Source organism: Actinoplanes sp. NPDC049118 (genome assembly GCF_040648555.1).
GTDB lineage: Bacteria > Actinomycetota > Actinomycetes > Mycobacteriales > Micromonosporaceae > Actinoplanes.
The window spans coordinates 141,563-157,950 of sequence record NZ_JBEZDY010000022.1 but is presented as its reverse complement, the minus strand read 5'-3'; the positions used below and the strand labels follow the sequence as shown (position 1 = coordinate 157,950).

Below are 16,388 nucleotides of genomic sequence, written 5' to 3'. Positions count from 1 at the left end.
TGTCCACCTCGTCCGGCGTCAACTCGAGCAGATAGCCCGGCCCGCAGGTCCGGATCGCCTCCGGATGCCCGGCACCGGCGAAAACCTTACGCAGCGTCGAGATGCAGACCTGGATCTGTCCGCGCGCCGTGGGCGGCGGCTGGTCACCCCAGACGGCCTCGATGAGAAGATCCACTGAGGTCATGCTGTTGACGCTCAGCGCGAGCATGGCGAGAACGGTCTGTTGCCTCGGCCCGCCGAGGGACAGCGAGCGTCCCTCGGCGACAATTTCCAGGTTCCCCAGGAGCCGGACCAGCATCTCGTTCCTTCCACCTGCTCCCCAACTCGGCCGCTTCCAGGTCTCGAAACCCGTTGTGCTGTCGCGTCATCAGATGACGCAAGCCCTCAGCCGCAGCGACGGTAACACCCCGAAGCACACCTGTTGTGCGGCGTGTGTAGCTATCGGTAGTCGACTTTGGGACATAGGTGGCGATGCATCAGGTCTGATGGTTCCGACCCACTTCCAGACCTCCGGTCCGCAGGTTTGATACACCCCGGACCGTGCCAATTTCGAGCCGGTCGGACAGCCGACAGCCGGCGGCCCGCCCGGAGCGGACGTGTCCGAGCGGGTAGAAATGGATCATCCTCCCCAGTGGACGTCCGGTGCGAGGATGTGCCGTGCGGTACCCGGCGAACAAGCGGTGAACCTCCCGTGGCCGGGCGGAGCGGTGACACCGGATGCGGCAGAATGGGATCATGATTTGGGATCTTGAACGCCCGGTCGTGGTGGCGCCCATGGCGGGCGGGCCCTCGACGGCCCGGCTGGTGGCGGCGGCCGCGTCCGCCGGCGCGGTGGGGTTTCTGGCGGCCGGGTACAAGGTGCCGGACGCGGTGGCACGCGAGGTCGCGGAGCTGCGGGCCAGCGGGCTGCCGTACGGGCTGAACGTCTTCGTGCCGTCGCCGCCCCCGGCCGACGTGGCGCCCCTTGAGGAGTACCGGCGGGCGCTGGAGCCGGAGGCGCGGCGGTACGGCGTCACGCTCCCGCAGCTGCGGCTGGACGACGACGACCACTTCGCGGCCAAGGTCGAGATCGCGGTCGCCGCCTCGGTGCCGCTGGTCAGCTTCACCTTCGGGGTACCCGATCCGACGGTCGTCGCGGCGCTGCGCGGCGCGGGGTCCACCGTGCTCGTGACGGTCACCGACGCCGACGAGGCGCGGCGGGCCGCCGCCGCGGGACCGGACGCGCTGATCGTCCAGGCGGGCGCGGCCGGCGGCCATTCCGCCACGACCTCGCCCGCCGGGTACGACGGCTCCTCCACCGCGCCGGACCTGGTCCGCGACGTGGTGGCGGCCGTGGGCCTGCCGGTCGTCGCGGCGGGCGGCACCGGCACCGCGGCGGACGTCCGGCGCCTGCTGGCGGCCGGCGCGGTCGCGGTTCAGGCGGGCACGGTGTTCCTGCTGGCGGACGAGGCCGGTACCCGGCCGGCCCAACGCGAGGCGATGCTCTCCGGGCGGTTCAAGGAGACCGTGGTGACCCGGGCGTTCACCGGCCATCCCGCGCGGGCGCTGCGGAACCGGTTCACCGACGCCTACTCGGAGCGCGCGCCGATCGGGTATCCCGCGGTGCACCACCTGACCGCGGGGATCCGGGCGGCGGCCGCGGAGCGGGGCGACCCCGAAGCGATCAACCTGTGGGCGGGCACGGCGCACGTCGAGGCCCGGCCCGGCCCGGTGGCGGAGATCCTGTCGCGGCTGAGCGCTCCTTCCGTCTGATCCTCTGAGCGTCAGCGGCTCGTGAGGATGGCGAGCTGCCGCGTCGCCCGGGTCATCGCGACGTACCGGTCGACCGCCCCCTCGATGCCGTCGCCGAATCCGTCCGGGTCGACGAGGACGACCAGGTCGAACTCGAGCCCCTTGGACAGCTCCGGGGTCAGCGACCGGACGCGGGCCGTCGCCCGGAAGGCGGGATCGCCGATGACGCAGGCGGTCCCCTCGGCGTGCGCGGCGAGCCAGGCGTCGAGGAGCGGGCCGAGCTCCGCGGCGGCCGCGTGCACGACGGGCACGCCGCCGCTGCGGATCGAGGCCGGCACGTTGGCGTCCGGCAGCACGGCCCGGATGACCGGTTCGGCCTCCGCCATGACCTCCGCCGGCGTCCGGTAGTTGATGCTCAGCGAGGCCAGGCTGATCCGGTTCAGCCCGATCCGCTCGAGCCGCTCCCGCCACGACTCGGTGAACCCGTGCCGGGCCTGTGCGCGGTCCCCGACGATGGTGAAGCTCCGGGACGGGCAGCGCAGCAGCAGCATCTGCCACTCCGCGTCGGTCAGTTCCTGTGCCTCGTCCACGACGATGTGCGCGAACGGGCCGGCGAGCCGGTCCGGTTCGGCGCCGGGCAGCGCGGTCTCGTTGACCAGCGCGTCCCGCATGTCCCGCCCGAGCAGCATCGGCATGACGCCCTCGGGGTCGTCGTCGGCCTCGATCAGGTCCTCGACGACCCGGTCCATGTGTACGCGCTCGGCGGCGACGGCGGCGTCCTGCCGGCGCCTGCGCCGCGACGCCTCCGGGTCGCCGAGCCGCTGCCGCGCCGCGTCCAGCAGCGGCAGGTCGGACACCGTCCAGGCCTGTGCGTCCGCGCGCTGCAGCCTCCGCACCTCCCCGGCGCCGAGCCAGGGTGCGCACCTGCGCAGGTAGGCGGGCACCGACCACAGGTCGCCGACGAGGTCGGTCGCCTCGAGCACCGGCCACGCGCGGTTGAAGGCGGTGAGCAGTTCCCGGTTGCTCAGCAGCGACCGGCGGAGCAGGTCGACAGGTTCGTCGCCGTCGTACCTGTCGATCAGGATGGTGAGCAGCTCCTCCCAGATCTCGTCGCGCGCCTCGTTGTGCGGGGTGCCGGGACCCGGCGCCTCGAACGCCTCGGCCCAGTCGGCGGCGCTCAGCCAGATGTCGGACTCGCCGGTGGTGACCGTCATGCCTTCGGCCGGCGGCTCCTCGTAGAACCGGACGGCCGCCTCGACCGCCTGGACCACGTTCGCGGACGACTTCAGGCGGGCCACCTCCGGGTCGGTCTCGACCGCCGCGGCGGCACCCTCGGCGACGAGGTCCCGCACCGTGCAGGTCTGCACGTCCTCCTCGCCGAGGCTGGGCAGCACGTCGGCGACGTAGGCCAGGTAGGGCTGGTGCGGGCCGACGAACAGCACGCCGCCCCGCCGGTGGCCCAGGCGCGGGTCTGAGTAGAGCAGGTAGGCGGTGCGGTGCAGCGCGACGACGGTCTTCCCGGTACCCGGGCCGCCGTCGACGACCAGCGCGCCGCGCGATCCCGCCCGGATGATGGCGTCCTGGTCGGCCTGGATGGTGCCGAGCACGTCACGCATCCGGGGCGAACGACTGGCGCCCAGGCTGGCGATGAACGCGGACTGGTCGTCGAGCGCGGCGCGCCCCTCGAGCCCGTCCGGGGTGAACACCTCGTCCCAGTAGTCGCCGATCCGGCCGCGGGTCCAGCGGTACCGGCGGCGGCTCGCCAGGCCCATCGGGTTGGCGTGTGTCGCTCCGAAGAAGGGCTCGGCCACCGGGGAGCGCCAGTCGACCAGCAGCCGGCGGCCCGCGCTGTCGGTGAGGCCGCGCCGCCCGACGTACACGGGCTCGGTGCCGTCCGCGCCGACCATGCGTCCCAGGCACAGGTCGACGCCGAAGCGCCGCAGATCCCGCAGGCGGGCGGTCAGCCGGCGGATCTCCTGGTCCCGGTCCAGCGCCCGCCGGCCGGTGCCGCCGGGCGCCCTGCGCTCGGCGTCGAGGCGGTCGGACAGTTCGGCGGACACCTGATCGAGGCGCTCCGCGATGGCCGCGAAGTGTTGCTCGTCGCGGGCGATCAGCGCCGGGTCGGCCTTGGTGGAGAGGTGGTCGGGCAGATCGAACATGCTGGTGGTCAGGCGGCTCACGGCATCAGCTCTTTCCGCAGGTTCTGGCCTCGGCCAGCGATTCTGCGGTATCACCCGGGTCTTGCCGCAAGCCCCCGGGTGCGCTATACGTTAGAGGTGGAGGGGAGCGGGTGCTTCCCTCTTTTCGTTTGTCCGCTTACCCCGCGGTGGGGTGCTCGGTGACGTTCTGCAGGTACAACGCCTCGCCCAGGGTCTCGATGAGCTGAAGCTGCGTCTCGAGATAGTCGACGTGGTGTTCCTCGTCGGCGAGGATGTCCTCGAACAGCTTGGCGGACGTGATGTCGCCGATCGACCGCATGTACGCGGCGCCCTTGCGCAGGCGGTCGACCGCCTCCACCTCGATCGCCATGTCGCCGCGGAACTGCTCCGGGACCGACTCGCCGATGCGCAGCGGGGAGAGGCGCTGGTAGTTCGGCAGGGCCTCCAGGAAGAGGATGCGGTCGGTGAGCGCCTCGGCGTGGCGCATCTCGTCGATCGACTCGGCGCGGGTGTGCGCCGCGAGCTTGGTGTAGCCCCAGTTGTCCTGCATCTTTGCGTGCAGGAAGTACTGGTTGATCGCCGTCAGCTCCGCGGTGAGCTGTGCGTTGAGGAACTCGATGACCTGCTCGTCGCCCTGCATGTCTAAACTTTACGTAGTTTGTCCGAATTCAGCGAGCTGCGCCGACCGGCGTGTTCGCCCCGGTCTCGGCGTCGATGATCTCGGCGATCCGGGGCTGGCAGGTGCCGCACCCGGTGCCGGCACCGCAGGCCTCGCCGACCGTGTCCTCACAGCGGGCTCCGCCGCGGATGGCCGCGCGTACCTCGCATTCGCGGACGCGGGCACAGATGCACACGTACACGTCGCCACCTGCCTGTCGGGCTCCTCGGGATTACCAAGGGAAGGCTAGCCTTATTCGGCGGCGGCGTCGACAAGATGCGCCATCAATCACCCTGGGACCTGCTGTTACACGCGGTCGCCGCGATCTACCGGCGGGCCTCGGTGGGGCCGCGTTCGGCGGTCAGGCGTCGAACTGGCGGGCCCTTCCCAGCCGCTGGCTCATGCAGTAGCCGAGATCGTGGTGGACCTTCACGCAGTTGTACAGCGCGGCGAGCCGGACCAGCGCCGGCCCCAGGATGCTCATGCACGACAGCGAACCCAACGCGATCAACAGGCTGGACAGGGTGACGACCGAGGCGGCCAGCAGTCTCGCCGCGCACTGCGGCGAGTTGAAGACGGCGGTCAGCAGCGACAGGCAACGCTGCGCGCCTTCGGCGGTGCTGAGCTTGGGGCAGAGCCCCCGCAGCAGTTCGAGCAGGTCCACACCGGAGCCGCCGGGCCCGTACGCGACCGGGAACGGCGGATCGCCCGCGAGGTTCCCGTCGGCGGCAACCGCGGCGTCGGCGACGACCGTGACCACCGACCGGTCACCGCGGTCACCGTCACGCGCGTCGGCGCGGGCGGGGGCGCCCAGTGCGAGGAGGACGACGGTCGCGGTCGCGACGGCCAGCAGGCGCCTACGGAATCGAGCCATGGCAGGAAGCCTAGGCCCGATATGCGGCAAACACGGGATTTCCTCATGTTCGCCGCGGCCTCCGGGGGATGTCTGACGTCAGCGGGGTCACGTGACGCAGGCCGCGCTCGTTGCACGTGCCGTCCGGCGAGGTCCAGCCGTTGAGCAACGTGGGTCCGGCCCACCCATCCCATCACTGATAGTGCACGAAATGAACTACTCAGAGCGATTCACCTGCGCACTTTCTCCCATACTGCGCCGACTGTGAAGTCATGACGGCGGAACCTGGCTGACCGAACGGCCACAGCTATCACGCTGAGCTATGGAACCCGGGGGCTCATTACGTAGCGTCACTCCGACTACGGGGGTCGAGCCCGCCCGGGGAGAGCAAGGAGCAGGGATGCGCCGCATTGCCGTCATGTTGAGCACGATGTCGCTTGCCTGCGGAGCCGCGTTCATCGCCGCACCCGCGCAGGCCGCGCCCACGTCGTCCGCTCCGGCGCAAGCGGTGTCCCTGCCGCCCGTCCTGTCGCAGTCCGCGCAGGCGGCGGCCAAGCGGACGGTCTACCTCACCTTCGACGACGGGCCGTCCGGTACATGGACGCCCCGGTACCTCGACGCGCTCAAGAAGTACGGCGCCAAGGCCACCTTCTTCACCACCGGGCAGAACGCCAAGGCGCATCCCAAGATCACCGCTCGCATCCACCGCGAGGGGCACCTGCTGGCCAACCACACCTGGAGCCACGCGAACCTGACCAAGCTCAGCAAGAGCAAGGTGAAGAGCCAGCTCACCCGCACGCAGAGCGCCCTCGGCCGTTACCGCAGCGCCTGCATGCGCCCGCCGTACGGCGCCACCAACTCTTCGGTGCGCCGCTGGACGAAGGAGGTCGGGCTCAAGACGGTGCTGTGGGACCTCGACACCCGCGACTGGGAGAACTCGCAGACGTCGACCGGCATCTACAACCGGGTCATCCGCAACGTGCACAACGGATCGGTCGTGCTGATGCACGACGGCGGAGACTCGCAGCGCGACTCCCTCGCGGCCCTCAAGCGGATCCTGCCGAAGCTGAAGAGCAAGGGATACACGTTCAAGGTCCTGCCCAGCTGCTAGGTGTTCTGTTCAGCCGTGGACGTTGGTGACGGACCAGTCCTCGCCGGCGACGTCGATGCGGAGGGCGACCAGGATGCCGGCGGCGTCGACGTCGAGATGGACGGGGAAGTAGCCGTTACCGACGGAGGTCATCGCCATCAGGAGGTCCGCGCCACCGACCTGGATCACGCCGGCCTCATGGTCGGAGGCTCCTACCGGGCCCATCACCTGCCAGTGATGTGAGTGTGGCCGGAAGTCGAACGCGAACCTCGGCCCGCCGGGTTCGTTACGCCGTGCCTCGATGGCCAGCGCTCGCCGGTATGCCTCCCTGACGGGCAGGTCCACCCACCCGTACCCGACGTCGGCGGAATCGCCGAGCCGGGGCGCACCGAATTCGGCAGCGACCTGTTCCTGGTCGCGTCCCCAGAGGACCAGGTCGGCCAGCCCGTCCAACGGCCTGGAATGCTCCCATGAGTTCAGCGCGTCCGCGTCGGCGAAGACGAACCTCGCGTTGTCGACCCCGAGATGCCAGAACACCCACGAGTCGGCCACCGCCACGATCGCGAGGTCGGTCACCGGGGCGCTCCTCGTGGTTCGGCACCTGGTCGCCGGACCACAGTTCTAGGTAGCCACTACCCGGCCGGCAGGGGTCTGGCCACGGGGAAGTCGAAGTAGGTGGACCGGTACGGCTCGCCGTCGAGCGTGTAGTGCCACCACTCATGGGAGTAGTTGCTGAATCCGGCGGCGGTCATGGCGTCGCGCAGGAGCAGCCGGTTGGCGCGGCGCGCGCCGGTCACCCGCGGGTCGAGTGTGGCCGCGAGCGGGTCGAAGCAGTCGTAGCCCGTACCCATGTCGATGGAGTTGTCGCGGAACCGGCGCCCGTACGGGGCGTAGCAGGGCACGAGGGGCTGCCCGGGCACGTACCGCGGCTCCGCGGCGGCCGGCAGTCGGACGAGGGTCAGGTCGACAGTGCTGCCGCGGCTGTGGCCCGACCGGTGCGCCAGGTAGCCGTCCGCGAAGAGCGTCGACTTGGCCACGCGCGGATAGAACTCGCGCTTCATCCGGTTGTCGGCGGCGTTGCCCGCCCAGGCGGCGAAGTCGTTCACCGCGCGCTGCGGGCGGTAGCAGTCGTAGACCTTCAGGGTGTAGCCGCGTGGGCGCAGCGCGGCCTGTGCCGTCTTCAGCGCCGACGCCGCCCGGCGCGTCAGGAGGCACCGCGGCTCCAGATAGCCGCGGATGCGGCGGCCGACGAAGTTGTGTGCCTGCGCGTACCGGATGTCGTGCAGGATCGTCGGGTCCACGGCGGCGAGGTCGACGAAGGTGGCCGGTGCCGCGGCGACGGCGGGCGCCGGCGCGGCGATCAGCGACGTGAAGATCAGGCTCAGGGCGACGATCCGACGTACCACGGCACCAGGCTATGGCATCATCCGCCCAGAAGTCGACTTTCCGGACTTATAACCTCACAAGGGGTAGCCGACGGCGACAGCTCCGTCGCCACCTCAGTACTTGGTGTATTTGACCCAGGCGTAGCGGGCGGTCAGCGGCGTACCGGGATAGGAGAATGCACCCAGCCAGTCGTCCATGCCGATGCCCGGCCATAGATTCAGTATGATTCGCTGCGGGCGGGTCGGAAGCGCGCCGCGCGAGCCGTTCTCCTGATGGACGAGCCGGCCGTCGACGAACCATTTGATCGTGCCCTGATTCCGCCACTCGATCGCGTAGTTGTGGTAAGCGGCCGCCGCGTCGAAGCCCAGATTGATGACGCTCTCGTGGCCGCCGGTGCCATTGGTGAAATAGTTGGTCTGCATCTGGGTGGTGTTCTTTCCCGGGATCTCCACGTCGATCTCGTCCCAGGCCTGGTCGTCGCTCGGCCCGGTATAGGTGAAGAACGCGGTCACGGTGCCGGGGCGCTTGACAGCGATCATGCGCGCCTCGAAGCGCCCGTAGGAGTATAGGCCGTTGGTGCGGTATTCGCCGGAGGCGTATGGCTTGCCCGAGCAGCCGGCCGGGCAGGTCGCGGTGTCGAGATCGATGCTCGCGACCCCGCCGCCGAACCGGACGTGGTCGCGGCGCCAGCCGACGTTGAACATGCCGCCGTTGCTCCTGCCGTCGGCCTTGTGCCAGCGGCCGGTGTCATCCCGGTCGAGGTTGTCGACGAAGGTGCCGCCGATGGTGGCCTGTGCCGGTCCTCTGCCGGCCGGATCCATCACGGCGGTGACGACGCCGAGCGTGATGAGTGCCAGCATCACCGCGGCGCGAGATCGAGATCTGGACACATACGCCTCCTCTTTGTAAAGAGTCTGCCATTATCCTGTATCCATCGGACATGAATTGATGTCAGACAATAGATATGGCCTGAACTGGCGGTTCTGGAACTGCGGCGCGGCGCAATGATCGGAGTCGCCGAGTCCACAAATGGGATGACGATCCGTGGGATGCCGACCGGATGTGGTGAATCTGCGGCGCGCCTGTGGCGGAACGGGAAATTCTCCGAGTGGTCTTACCTGTCGTGCCGGTGTGGTGAACTCTTGCCATGGGTGCCGGGTACCACCACGTCCTCGTCGACGACCTGCGGTCGTTCGTCGACGGCCGCGATGCCGACGTGGCACGCACCAGCGCGGCCGGCGTCGTCCTCCTCGACAGCTACCGGCACCGACGGCTGGACCAGCTGTGGCTCGACCACGACCTCGGCGGTGGGGTTACGACGTCCGCATCGCCGCGGGCTCCGCGGAGGTCGGCTATCTCCCTTCGCCGTGAGCGCAGGGTGACCCGCGGGAGCCGTCAGTCGATGTCGTTCGTGAGCATCTCGTAGGCGGCGGGATCCAGCTCGACGGCATCCGCCGGGCGGCCCGGCGCGGCGGTCTGGCCGTAACGCGAGACGGTGATGGTGAGCGGTTGCTCGGGCGTCTCGGTGGGTGCGTCCGAGGGGATGCCGGCCGGCGGCTGGGAGGCCGGCGCCTCGAGTCGCCCGGGCACGTCGACGGTGATCCGGGTGAGGCGGCCCTGGTCGTCGAGGGTCGCCCGGTACGGCATGGCCCTGGCCCTGGGACCGTAGGCGTAGTAGGGGTCGTTGGTGAACAGGCGTAGCTCCGGATCGATCCTGGTGGCGTCGAGGGTGCCGGTGATCGTGGTGCCGGACAGTCGGGCCGATACGGCGGCATCGGCCAGGGCGGTCGCCCCCGTGACGTCGGGCCGGGCGGCGGTCGGCGCCGGCGGCAGGTATTCCATGCCGCTCTGGTCGTCCGCCGCCGCGGCGGCGACGAGGCGCTTCTCGTCGGCACGGACCCAGCTACCGCCGTCCAGTACCGCGAGGATCCGCTTCGCCTTGCGCGCCTCGGCGGGCTGCTTCTTCGTCGCGCCGGCCGCGTACTCGTCGTAGAGCTGTCCGTACCGGTCGTGCTGCTCGCCGTGGATGCGGTACTTCAGGTAGAACGTGGAGCCGACCCGCAGGACCGAGGGGCCGTACCGCTGTGAGATCGAGGAACCCTGTGGCAGGTGGACGGAACCCTGCACCTCGTCACCGGACGAACTGGTGAAGGTGTAGTTGCCGGCCTGGATGCCCGCGAGGGACCGGGCGAGCGCCTGTTCGCCGTCGCCGCCGGTCGTGTCGGTGGCGCCGGCGTCGGCACATCCGGCCGCGACCAGGCCGACGGCGAGCAGAGCCACGGCCCGGTGCGCGAGCTTGTCGGTGATCACGGCGCCAAGATAGAACGCCGGACCAAACGCGGTCCGACGGGTCAGTGCGGGGGTGGGGCCGAGGCGGGGATGCGGCGGCGGACGACCGCGCGGCCGCCCCGGGCCGGTGCGTTGGCGATGCCGCGCGAGTGCCAGCGCTCCTCGGGTTCGTCGGTCGGCAGCAGGACGAGGTCGCGCAGCATGGTCCGCAGTACGACGTCGATCTCCATGTTCGCGAACGCGGCGCCGAGGCATCGCCGGCTGCCGCCGCCGAACGGGATCCACCGGTACAGATCCGGTCGGGTGTCGAGGAACCGGCCGGGATCGAAGGCCAGCGGGTTCGGGAACACCGACTCGTCCTCGTGGAGCAGCGCGATGCTGACCAGGATCGTGTATCCCTTCGGCAGGGTCCACCGGCCGAGCTGGAAGCCGTCGGACTTCACCTGCCGTCCCACGAAGTCGATCACCGGACGGGAGCGTTCCACCTCGAGGATCGTCGCCTCGCGCAGGGTGCTGCCGCCCGCGTCCGCCTCGTCGACGAGTGCCTGCAGGATCGCCGGGTGGCGGCGCAGCCGCTCGACCGCCCAGGCGAGCGTCGTCGCGGTCGTCTCGTGCCCGGCGGCGAGCAGCGTGAGCAACTGGTCGGCGATCTCGCTGTGGCTCATGCGGGTGCCGTCGTCGTAGCGGCTGTGCAGCATCAGTGCGAGGATGTCGTCGTGCTCGTCGAGGGCGTCGTCCCGCTCAGCCTTGCTGATCAGCCGTGCCACGACGGCGTCGTATTCGCGGCGGACGGCGGCGAACCGGCCCCACGGGCCCAGGCGTCCGAGGTCGACCTTGGGTTCGGGCAGCAACGCCAGCCACGAACCGATCTTGATCATCCGGGGCAGCAGCTCGCGCAGCGCGGCGAACTCGGCGCCCTCGGCGCCGAACACCGCGCGCAGGATGATGTTCAGCGTGATCCGGGTCATCGACGGGAGCGTGGGGAAGGCGCGGTCCTGCGGCCACGACGCCAGCTCCCGCACGGTCTCCTCTTCGACGATCTTCTCGTACGCCCCCAGGCGGCGGCCGTGGAAAGGCGGGACGAGCAGCTTGCGCCGCCGGCGGTGCTCTTCGCCCGAGAGCGCGAACAACGAGCCGGGACCGAGCACCTTGCCGAGATTCCGGGCCGGATTGTCCGCGGCCTCCGAACTGGCCAGGAACAGCTGCTTGATCTCGTCGGGGCCGCTGATGACCAGCGCGCGGCCGTACGGCGGCAGGTTGACGGTGAAGGTGTCCCCGTATCGGTCCCGCATCCGGTACATCCCGCGCCGGCTGACGGTCAGCGCGTAGGCGGTCTGCACCAGTGGGGGCACGGTCGGACCTGGAGGGAGCGTGACGACTGTCATGTGACAACACCTCCATTGCTGGTACACGAGCGTACCGGGCAATGGTACGCTCGCGTACCATTTCGGACAAGGACCGCGCCCGGATGAGGGGTATGGCGTGACAACCGCGCAGCATCGCACCTCGGCGGCCACACCGGACGACGCGGGCGACTACCGCCGGCGGCTGCTCGACGGCCTGGCCGGGTCGATCGTGGACGTCGGATACCGCAACACCACTGTCGCCGACATCGTGCGGCGGGCGCGTACCTCGCGGCGGACCTTCTACGCGCACTTCCCGGACCGGGAAGCCTGCTACGTCGCGCTGCTCGACGACGCGAACTCGCAGATGATCGAGCAGATCTCCGCCGCCGTCGACCCGGCCGCGCCCTGGACCGGCCAGGTGCGACAGGCCGTCGAGGCCTGGATCGCCAGCGCCGAGTCGCGGCCCGAGATCACCCTCAGCTGGATCCGCGACGTGCCGTCGCTCGGCGCGGCGGCCCGGGACCTGCAGCGGGACCACCTCGAAGCCTTCGTCGCCATGATCCAGACGCTCTGCGGCACCGAGGCCTGGAGCGCTGTGCGCGCGGGCCCGGTCTCCCGGCAGCTCGCGGTCATGCTGCTCGGCGGGCTCCGCGAGTTGACGGCCACCACCGTGGAGGACGGCGGACGACTGCGCGACAACACCGAGTTCGCCATCCGCGCCAGCATCGCCCTGCTCGGCCCGGAACCGGACGCGCCGGGCCGCTGACCACCGGCGGCCGGCCGGGGTGGCGGGACGTGCGCCACGGGTCGGTCACCTGGGGCCCCGGGACCCTAATCGAGATATACGTAGTGATTCTGCTCGATGCAGTCCACGTCGGGGTGCGACGCCAGGTCGCGTGCCTCCGGCTCGGTCATCGTCGCCCCGAAGCCGTGCAGCGTGGCCGCGAAGCTGTCGCCGAACGTGCCGCCGTGTTGCGCGAGTAGCTGCCGGCCGAATCGCTCCACCTGTTCGACCGGGACCGCGCCGCGTCGCAGGCTGATGATGTAGCTGTCGGCGACGGCGTCGGGCGTACCGGCGAACCGGATGACGTCGGTGACCGGCCTCGTGCTGTGCGGGGTCGCGGTCACGGCGGTTCCGGCCGGCCCCTCGATGTCTTCCGCGGCCGTGGCGATCCTGAACTCGTACCGGTGACCCGGGATCAGCAGGCCGGCCCGGTAGGTGACCGCGGTGACGGCGGACCGCCGGCGGGCGAAGTGCGTCTGCCCGGCGGTGACGTCGCGCTGGTAGACCCAGTAGCCGGTGGCGCCCGGGACCGCGTTCCAGGACAGGTCCGCCGTCTCGTCCGCGGCCGCGGTCACGGTCAGCCCGGACGGTGCGGGCGGGTGGTCCGGCGGCGCCGGCAACGGCCAGTCGACCTCGACGAACTGCGGCGAATCCGCGCGCGGGCCGCCCGCCCGCAGGCTGCTGACGTGGTATGAGAGCAGCAACCTGCCGGCCCGTGACCGCTCCGGGTGCAGGCGCGCGTCGTGCACGACGGTGTCGGAACCCGCCTCGATCCCCGGCACCGTGTAGAGGTGACGGGGGGCGTCGAACGGCCCGGTCGGCGACGCGGCGGGGTAGGCCACGATCTGCGGGTCGAAGAGCAGGTTGTTCTCCTGGGTGGCCAGGACGTACCCGGCGCCGATCCGCTGCACGGAATAGGTGGTCCCGACGCCGCTGAGGATCGGCGCCGACGCGGCCTGATCGGGCGACCACTGCGAGCCGGTCCAGAACTGCCAGGCGCCTCCGAGGTCGCCTGCGGCGGCTCGGGCCAGGTGGGCGAACCTCATCCGGCCCGGCGCCGACGAGGTGCCGTATACGTAGGTGTGGTTCCCGTCCGGCAGCAGAGCCGATCCCCAGCTGACGGCGGCGTCGACCGGAAGATCGACCACCGAGGCCGGCCGCGGCGACGGCATCGCGAAGGTCGCGAGCGCGGTGCCGACGAGTTCGACGTCGAGCGTCTCCGTGCCGCAGCGGCGCATGCGGTGGTAGAACATCTTCAGCTCGCCGTTCTCGACGGTCCCGTCGGCGACCGCGTAGAACTCGCCCTTCTCGGTCGTCGGCAGGACCAGTGCGCGGGGAACGTCGGCCGTGCCGTCCATCGATCTCCTTCGCGCCGGTGCCGCCTGCGAGGTGAAGGTATCGGAGCACCACCACACCCCGCTCAGGCGGCGGACGATCGCGGGCCGTTCGGGTGGATCGGCCGTGCGTCCCGGGCGACCGCGGCGGAACGTGTGAACGGCTCCTCCGGGCGGTCCGTTCGGCGGAGTGCGGCGCCCCGGTCCGGAGTGACGTACGGCACATTACTGTGCGTATTGAGCGTTAGCCGCCAATCGGACAAGTCGCCCGTCGTCCTTTCGGCCGAGGTCGCTGGCCGGGCCCGCTCATACGGTTGCACCCGATTCGCACCCCGGATCGCACCCGAACCGCAACCGACCGGAGCACCGATGCACCTGCCCGTCCCCGCCCGCCGCGCCGCGGCCGCCGTCGCCGTCGCACTGCCGTCCGTCCTGGTGGCGGTCGCCGTGCCGGGCCCGGCCATGGCCGAGGTGCCGGACGCGCCGGCGTACTCGCTGGCCGCGAACGGGAGCCCGGCCCCGATGGCCGCCGAGGACTGCGCCGCCGACCCGGCCTGCGCGCGGGTTCCGGCACCGCGCGGCGGCGTCGCGGACGACTACGCCGTGCTCCAGCAGGCGATCAACGCCGCCGCGACCCGCACCGCACCGGCGGTCGTCGCCGCGGACGGCGCCGTGCTCACCCCGGCCCGGACCGCGACGGTGCTGCTGGGGGAGGGGACCTACCGGCTCACCAACGGCCTGCGGCTGCCCCCGAACGTCGACCTGCGCGGCGCCGGCATCGCGGCCACCAGCCTGGTCATGGACCCGACGGTGAACTGGAAGAACTTCGCCTACAGCTTCCTGGTGCGCCCGAGCGACAAGAAGGAGGCCGGCAGCGCAAACCTCGTCGCCGACCTCACCGTCAACGGCAACTGCCGCACCGGGGCCGGCGCGCCGGAGCCCGCCGGGCTCCCGGGCCGGCCGGCGCAGGTCTGCGACTTCCGCACCACGCTCGGCGCGCACACCAACACCGGCGGCGGCATCGCGGCCGGTGACCGCTGGACCGTGCGGCAGGTCCGCTTCACCAACCTCGAGTACTTCAAGCTGTGGGTCTCCGGAACCACCGGCGTGCGCGTCACCGACAACCGCTTCGACAACTGGGGCGGCGCGGAGTCCGACGGCGAGGACAACATCGGCGGCGGAGGGCGCAACGACGGCACGGTGATCGAGGGCAACCAGTTCGACGCGACCATCCGCGGCAACAGCTTCGACTTCACCAACGCGATCCGCACGACCGTGCGCGACAACGTCGTGCACACCGTGCCGGCGGTCGCCGCGGCCCGCGGCGTCGCCGAGTACGGCAACATGTACTTCGAGGGCGTCGTCGCCGCCACGGTCACCGGCAACGTGCTCGAGGGCGCGCACATCGTGCTCTCGTCCAACGCCGCCTACTCGCACACCGGGCCGAACAAGGACATCACCCAGCCGCGGGACACGCTGGTGGCGGGCAACCGCATCCTCGACTCCCTGACGGTCGGCGTGGCCGTCGGCTACGACGACTACCTCGACGCCGACGGCACCCCCGGCACGCCGGGCGGCTGGGCCGACGCGAGCACGAGCGCCACCGACCACCTGGTCCGCCTCGGCGGCAACAACGTGATCAGGGACAACACGGTGGTGCGCCCGCGCCAGTCCGGGATCATCGTGTACGGCAGCGCACAGGCCAAGGACGCGGCGGACACCATCGTGGGCAACCGCGTCGTGAACGCCGGATTCGGCGGGTCGACCTCGTACAACACCGGCGCGGGCTGGTTCGACACCGCGGGCATCGGCCTGTCCGTCGGCACAGGCGACTCGATCTACGGCAACACCGTGGTCGACGACCAGGAACACCCGACCACCTGGTACGGCGTGCACCTGGGCACCCGCAAGTCGTCGGCCCGTCCGACCGGCACGGTGCTCACCGGACCCGACGGCGCCACCAACGCCACGGCCGGCCTCGTCGCGGCGCCGCTGCGCACCGCCGCCCTCGCACCCGAGTCCCCGGCCAACCTCGAGGCCGCCGACACCGCGCTGACCTGGGACGAGTCGTACGCCACCGGCAACCCGATCGCCGGGTACCGGGTGTACCGCGACGGCACCCAGGTCGCGGACCTGTCCGTCGGCAGCTCCGCCGTACCCGAGAACCTGCTCGACGCCGACGCGGCCGACCTCGAGTCCCCCGCCGCCGGCACGGCCGGGTGGACCGCCGGGGCGCTGACCCGGGTGTCACGCACCGACTCGGCCGGCGCGGTGGGCACCTCGGCCCTGATGCTCACCGCGACCGGCAGCGGCCAGATCAGCACGTCCAGTCGCAAGGTCGCGGGCACGGCCGGCACCACGTACACCTCGGTCGCGTCGTTCCAGGCCGGCACCGCCGGGCGCAAGGTCCGGGCGGGCCTGGCCTTCACCGACGGCACCGGCAAGGTCACCCGGCTGGCAACGCAGAACATGGCCACCGTCGATCCGGCTACCGGCTGGGTGACGAGCTCGTACTCGGCGAGCGCGCCGGCCGGCACGGTCACCGTGCAGGCCTTCCTCATGGTCGAGGGCGCCGTCACCGGCGAGGTGCACCTGCTCGACCGCCTCGGCCTGGTCACCGGCACCGCGACCGAGCAGTGGGCGGACCAGTCCGGCCTGGCGGGCAGCTACCAGGTGGTCGCCTACCGTGCGGGCAGCGGTGACAACTCCGGCGTCGTCGGCGTCAGCGCCTCCTGATCCCGATCGGCCCGGCAGTGGC

Annotated in this window: 15 protein-coding genes and 1 pseudogene; 5 read left to right on the top strand and 11 right to left on the bottom strand. The window is 71.0% G+C overall.

The window, feature by feature from the left end; genetic code table 11:
• A partial coding sequence (locus AB0B58_RS30700; RefSeq protein WP_360230593.1) for a winged helix-turn-helix domain-containing protein occupies nt 1-298 on the bottom strand: 298 nt, incomplete at its 3' end.
• Between the two features lie 437 nt (nt 299-735).
• Between AB0B58_RS30700 and AB0B58_RS30695 the strand changes: the two genes are divergently transcribed.
• The gene (locus tag AB0B58_RS30695) at nt 736-1,752 is read left to right on the top strand and encodes a nitronate monooxygenase (protein ID WP_360230591.1); all 1,017 of its coding nucleotides are present in this window, start codon (nt 736-738) and stop codon (nt 1,750-1,752) included.
• 11 nt (nt 1,753-1,763) lie between these two features.
• Here the strand turns inward: AB0B58_RS30695 and helR are convergent, their stop codons facing one another.
• From helR to AB0B58_RS30675, 4 genes are all read right to left on the bottom strand, one after another.
• Nucleotides 1,764-3,890, bottom strand: a complete 2,127-nt coding sequence (gene helR / locus AB0B58_RS30690; RefSeq protein WP_360230615.1) for an RNA polymerase recycling motor ATPase HelR — start codon at nt 3,888-3,890, stop codon at nt 1,764-1,766.
• 157 nt (nt 3,891-4,047) lie between these two features.
• Nucleotides 4,048-4,530, bottom strand: a complete 483-nt coding sequence (gene bfr, locus AB0B58_RS30685) for a bacterioferritin (RefSeq protein ID WP_360230589.1) — start codon at nt 4,528-4,530, stop codon at nt 4,048-4,050.
• Nucleotides 4,531-4,558: 28 nt separating this feature from the next.
• Nucleotides 4,559-4,750, bottom strand: coding sequence for a (2Fe-2S)-binding protein (locus AB0B58_RS30680; RefSeq protein ID WP_360230587.1), 192 nt, complete (start codon nt 4,748-4,750; stop codon nt 4,559-4,561).
• Nucleotides 4,751-4,909: 159 nt separating this feature from the next.
• Nucleotides 4,910-5,422, bottom strand: coding sequence for a hypothetical protein (locus tag AB0B58_RS30675; RefSeq protein ID WP_360230585.1), 513 nt, complete (start codon nt 5,420-5,422; stop codon nt 4,910-4,912).
• 379 nt (nt 5,423-5,801) lie between these two features.
• Here AB0B58_RS30675 and AB0B58_RS30670 point away from each other — a divergent pair, with 379 nt between their 5' ends.
• Nucleotides 5,802-6,512 (top strand): polysaccharide deacetylase family protein, encoded by a 711-nt coding sequence (locus AB0B58_RS30670; RefSeq protein ID WP_360230583.1) that lies wholly within the window; start codon nt 5,802-5,804, stop codon nt 6,510-6,512.
• Nucleotides 6,513-6,521: 9 nt separating this feature from the next.
• Here AB0B58_RS30670 and AB0B58_RS30665 read toward each other — a convergent pair whose 3' ends face one another.
• From AB0B58_RS30665 to AB0B58_RS30655, 3 genes are all read right to left on the bottom strand, one after another.
• The gene (locus AB0B58_RS30665) at nt 6,522-7,067 is read right to left on the bottom strand and encodes a hypothetical protein (RefSeq protein WP_360230581.1); all 546 of its coding nucleotides are present in this window, start codon (nt 7,065-7,067) and stop codon (nt 6,522-6,524) included.
• Between the two features lie 56 nt (nt 7,068-7,123).
• On the bottom strand, nt 7,124-7,897 hold the full coding sequence (locus AB0B58_RS30660) for a M15 family metallopeptidase (protein ID WP_360230579.1): 774 nt from the start codon (nt 7,895-7,897) through the stop codon (nt 7,124-7,126).
• Between the two features lie 93 nt (nt 7,898-7,990).
• On the bottom strand, nt 7,991-8,698 hold the full coding sequence (locus tag AB0B58_RS30655; RefSeq protein WP_360230577.1) for a glycoside hydrolase family 16 protein: 708 nt from the start codon (nt 8,696-8,698) through the stop codon (nt 7,991-7,993).
• A 326-nt stretch (nt 8,699-9,024) separates the two neighbouring features.
• Here AB0B58_RS30655 and AB0B58_RS30650 point away from each other — a divergent pair.
• Nucleotides 9,025-9,248: pseudogene (locus AB0B58_RS30650) on the top strand (hypothetical protein).
• A 24-nt stretch (nt 9,249-9,272) separates the two neighbouring features.
• On the opposite strand, the gene AB0B58_RS30645 reads toward AB0B58_RS30650, so the two are convergent.
• Nucleotides 9,273-10,187 (bottom strand): hypothetical protein, encoded by a 915-nt coding sequence (locus AB0B58_RS30645; protein ID WP_360230575.1) that lies wholly within the window; start codon nt 10,185-10,187, stop codon nt 9,273-9,275.
• 41 nt (nt 10,188-10,228) lie between these two features.
• Nucleotides 10,229-11,551, bottom strand: coding sequence for a cytochrome P450 (locus tag AB0B58_RS30640; RefSeq protein WP_360230573.1), 1,323 nt, complete (start codon nt 11,549-11,551; stop codon nt 10,229-10,231).
• 97 nt (nt 11,552-11,648) lie between these two features.
• Between AB0B58_RS30640 and AB0B58_RS30635 the strand changes: the two genes are divergently transcribed.
• The gene (locus tag AB0B58_RS30635; protein WP_360230571.1) at nt 11,649-12,278 is read left to right on the top strand and encodes a TetR/AcrR family transcriptional regulator; all 630 of its coding nucleotides are present in this window, start codon (nt 11,649-11,651) and stop codon (nt 12,276-12,278) included.
• Nucleotides 12,279-12,343: 65 nt separating this feature from the next.
• Here AB0B58_RS30635 and AB0B58_RS30630 read toward each other — a convergent pair whose 3' ends face one another.
• Entirely contained in the window at nt 12,344-13,654 is a 1,311-nt protein-coding gene (locus tag AB0B58_RS30630; RefSeq protein WP_360230569.1) for a DUF4185 domain-containing protein, read from the bottom strand.
• Between the two features lie 345 nt (nt 13,655-13,999).
• Between AB0B58_RS30630 and AB0B58_RS30625 the strand changes: the two genes are divergently transcribed.
• Nucleotides 14,000-16,366, top strand: a complete 2,367-nt coding sequence (locus tag AB0B58_RS30625; RefSeq protein WP_360230567.1) for a hypothetical protein — start codon at nt 14,000-14,002, stop codon at nt 16,364-16,366.
• The last annotated feature ends 22 nt before the right edge of the window (nt 16,367-16,388 follow it).

Excerpts from the sequence above, each read along its gene's own strand:
- AB0B58_RS30695 (WP_360230591.1), top strand. The coding sequence starts at position 736 with ATGATTTGGGATCTTGAACGCCCGGTCGTGGTGGCGCCCATGGCGGGC.
- helR (WP_360230615.1), bottom strand. The coding sequence starts at position 3,890 with ATGTTCGATCTGCCCGACCACCTCTCCACCAAGGCCGACCCGGCGCTG.
- bfr (WP_360230589.1), bottom strand. The coding sequence starts at position 4,530 with ATGCAGGGCGACGAGCAGGTCATCGAGTTCCTCAACGCACAGCTCACC.
- AB0B58_RS30675 (WP_360230585.1), bottom strand. The coding sequence starts at position 5,422 with ATGGCTCGATTCCGTAGGCGCCTGCTGGCCGTCGCGACCGCGACCGTC.
- AB0B58_RS30670 (WP_360230583.1), top strand. The coding sequence starts at position 5,802 with ATGCGCCGCATTGCCGTCATGTTGAGCACGATGTCGCTTGCCTGCGGA.
- AB0B58_RS30655 (WP_360230577.1), bottom strand. The coding sequence starts at position 8,698 with ATGGATCCGGCCGGCAGAGGACCGGCACAGGCCACCATCGGCGGCACC.
- AB0B58_RS30640 (WP_360230573.1), bottom strand. The coding sequence starts at position 11,551 with ATGACAGTCGTCACGCTCCCTCCAGGTCCGACCGTGCCCCCACTGGTG.
- AB0B58_RS30630 (WP_360230569.1), bottom strand. The coding sequence starts at position 13,654 with ATGGACGGCACGGCCGACGTTCCCCGCGCACTGGTCCTGCCGACGACC.
- AB0B58_RS30625 (WP_360230567.1), top strand. The coding sequence starts at position 14,000 with ATGCACCTGCCCGTCCCCGCCCGCCGCGCCGCGGCCGCCGTCGCCGTC.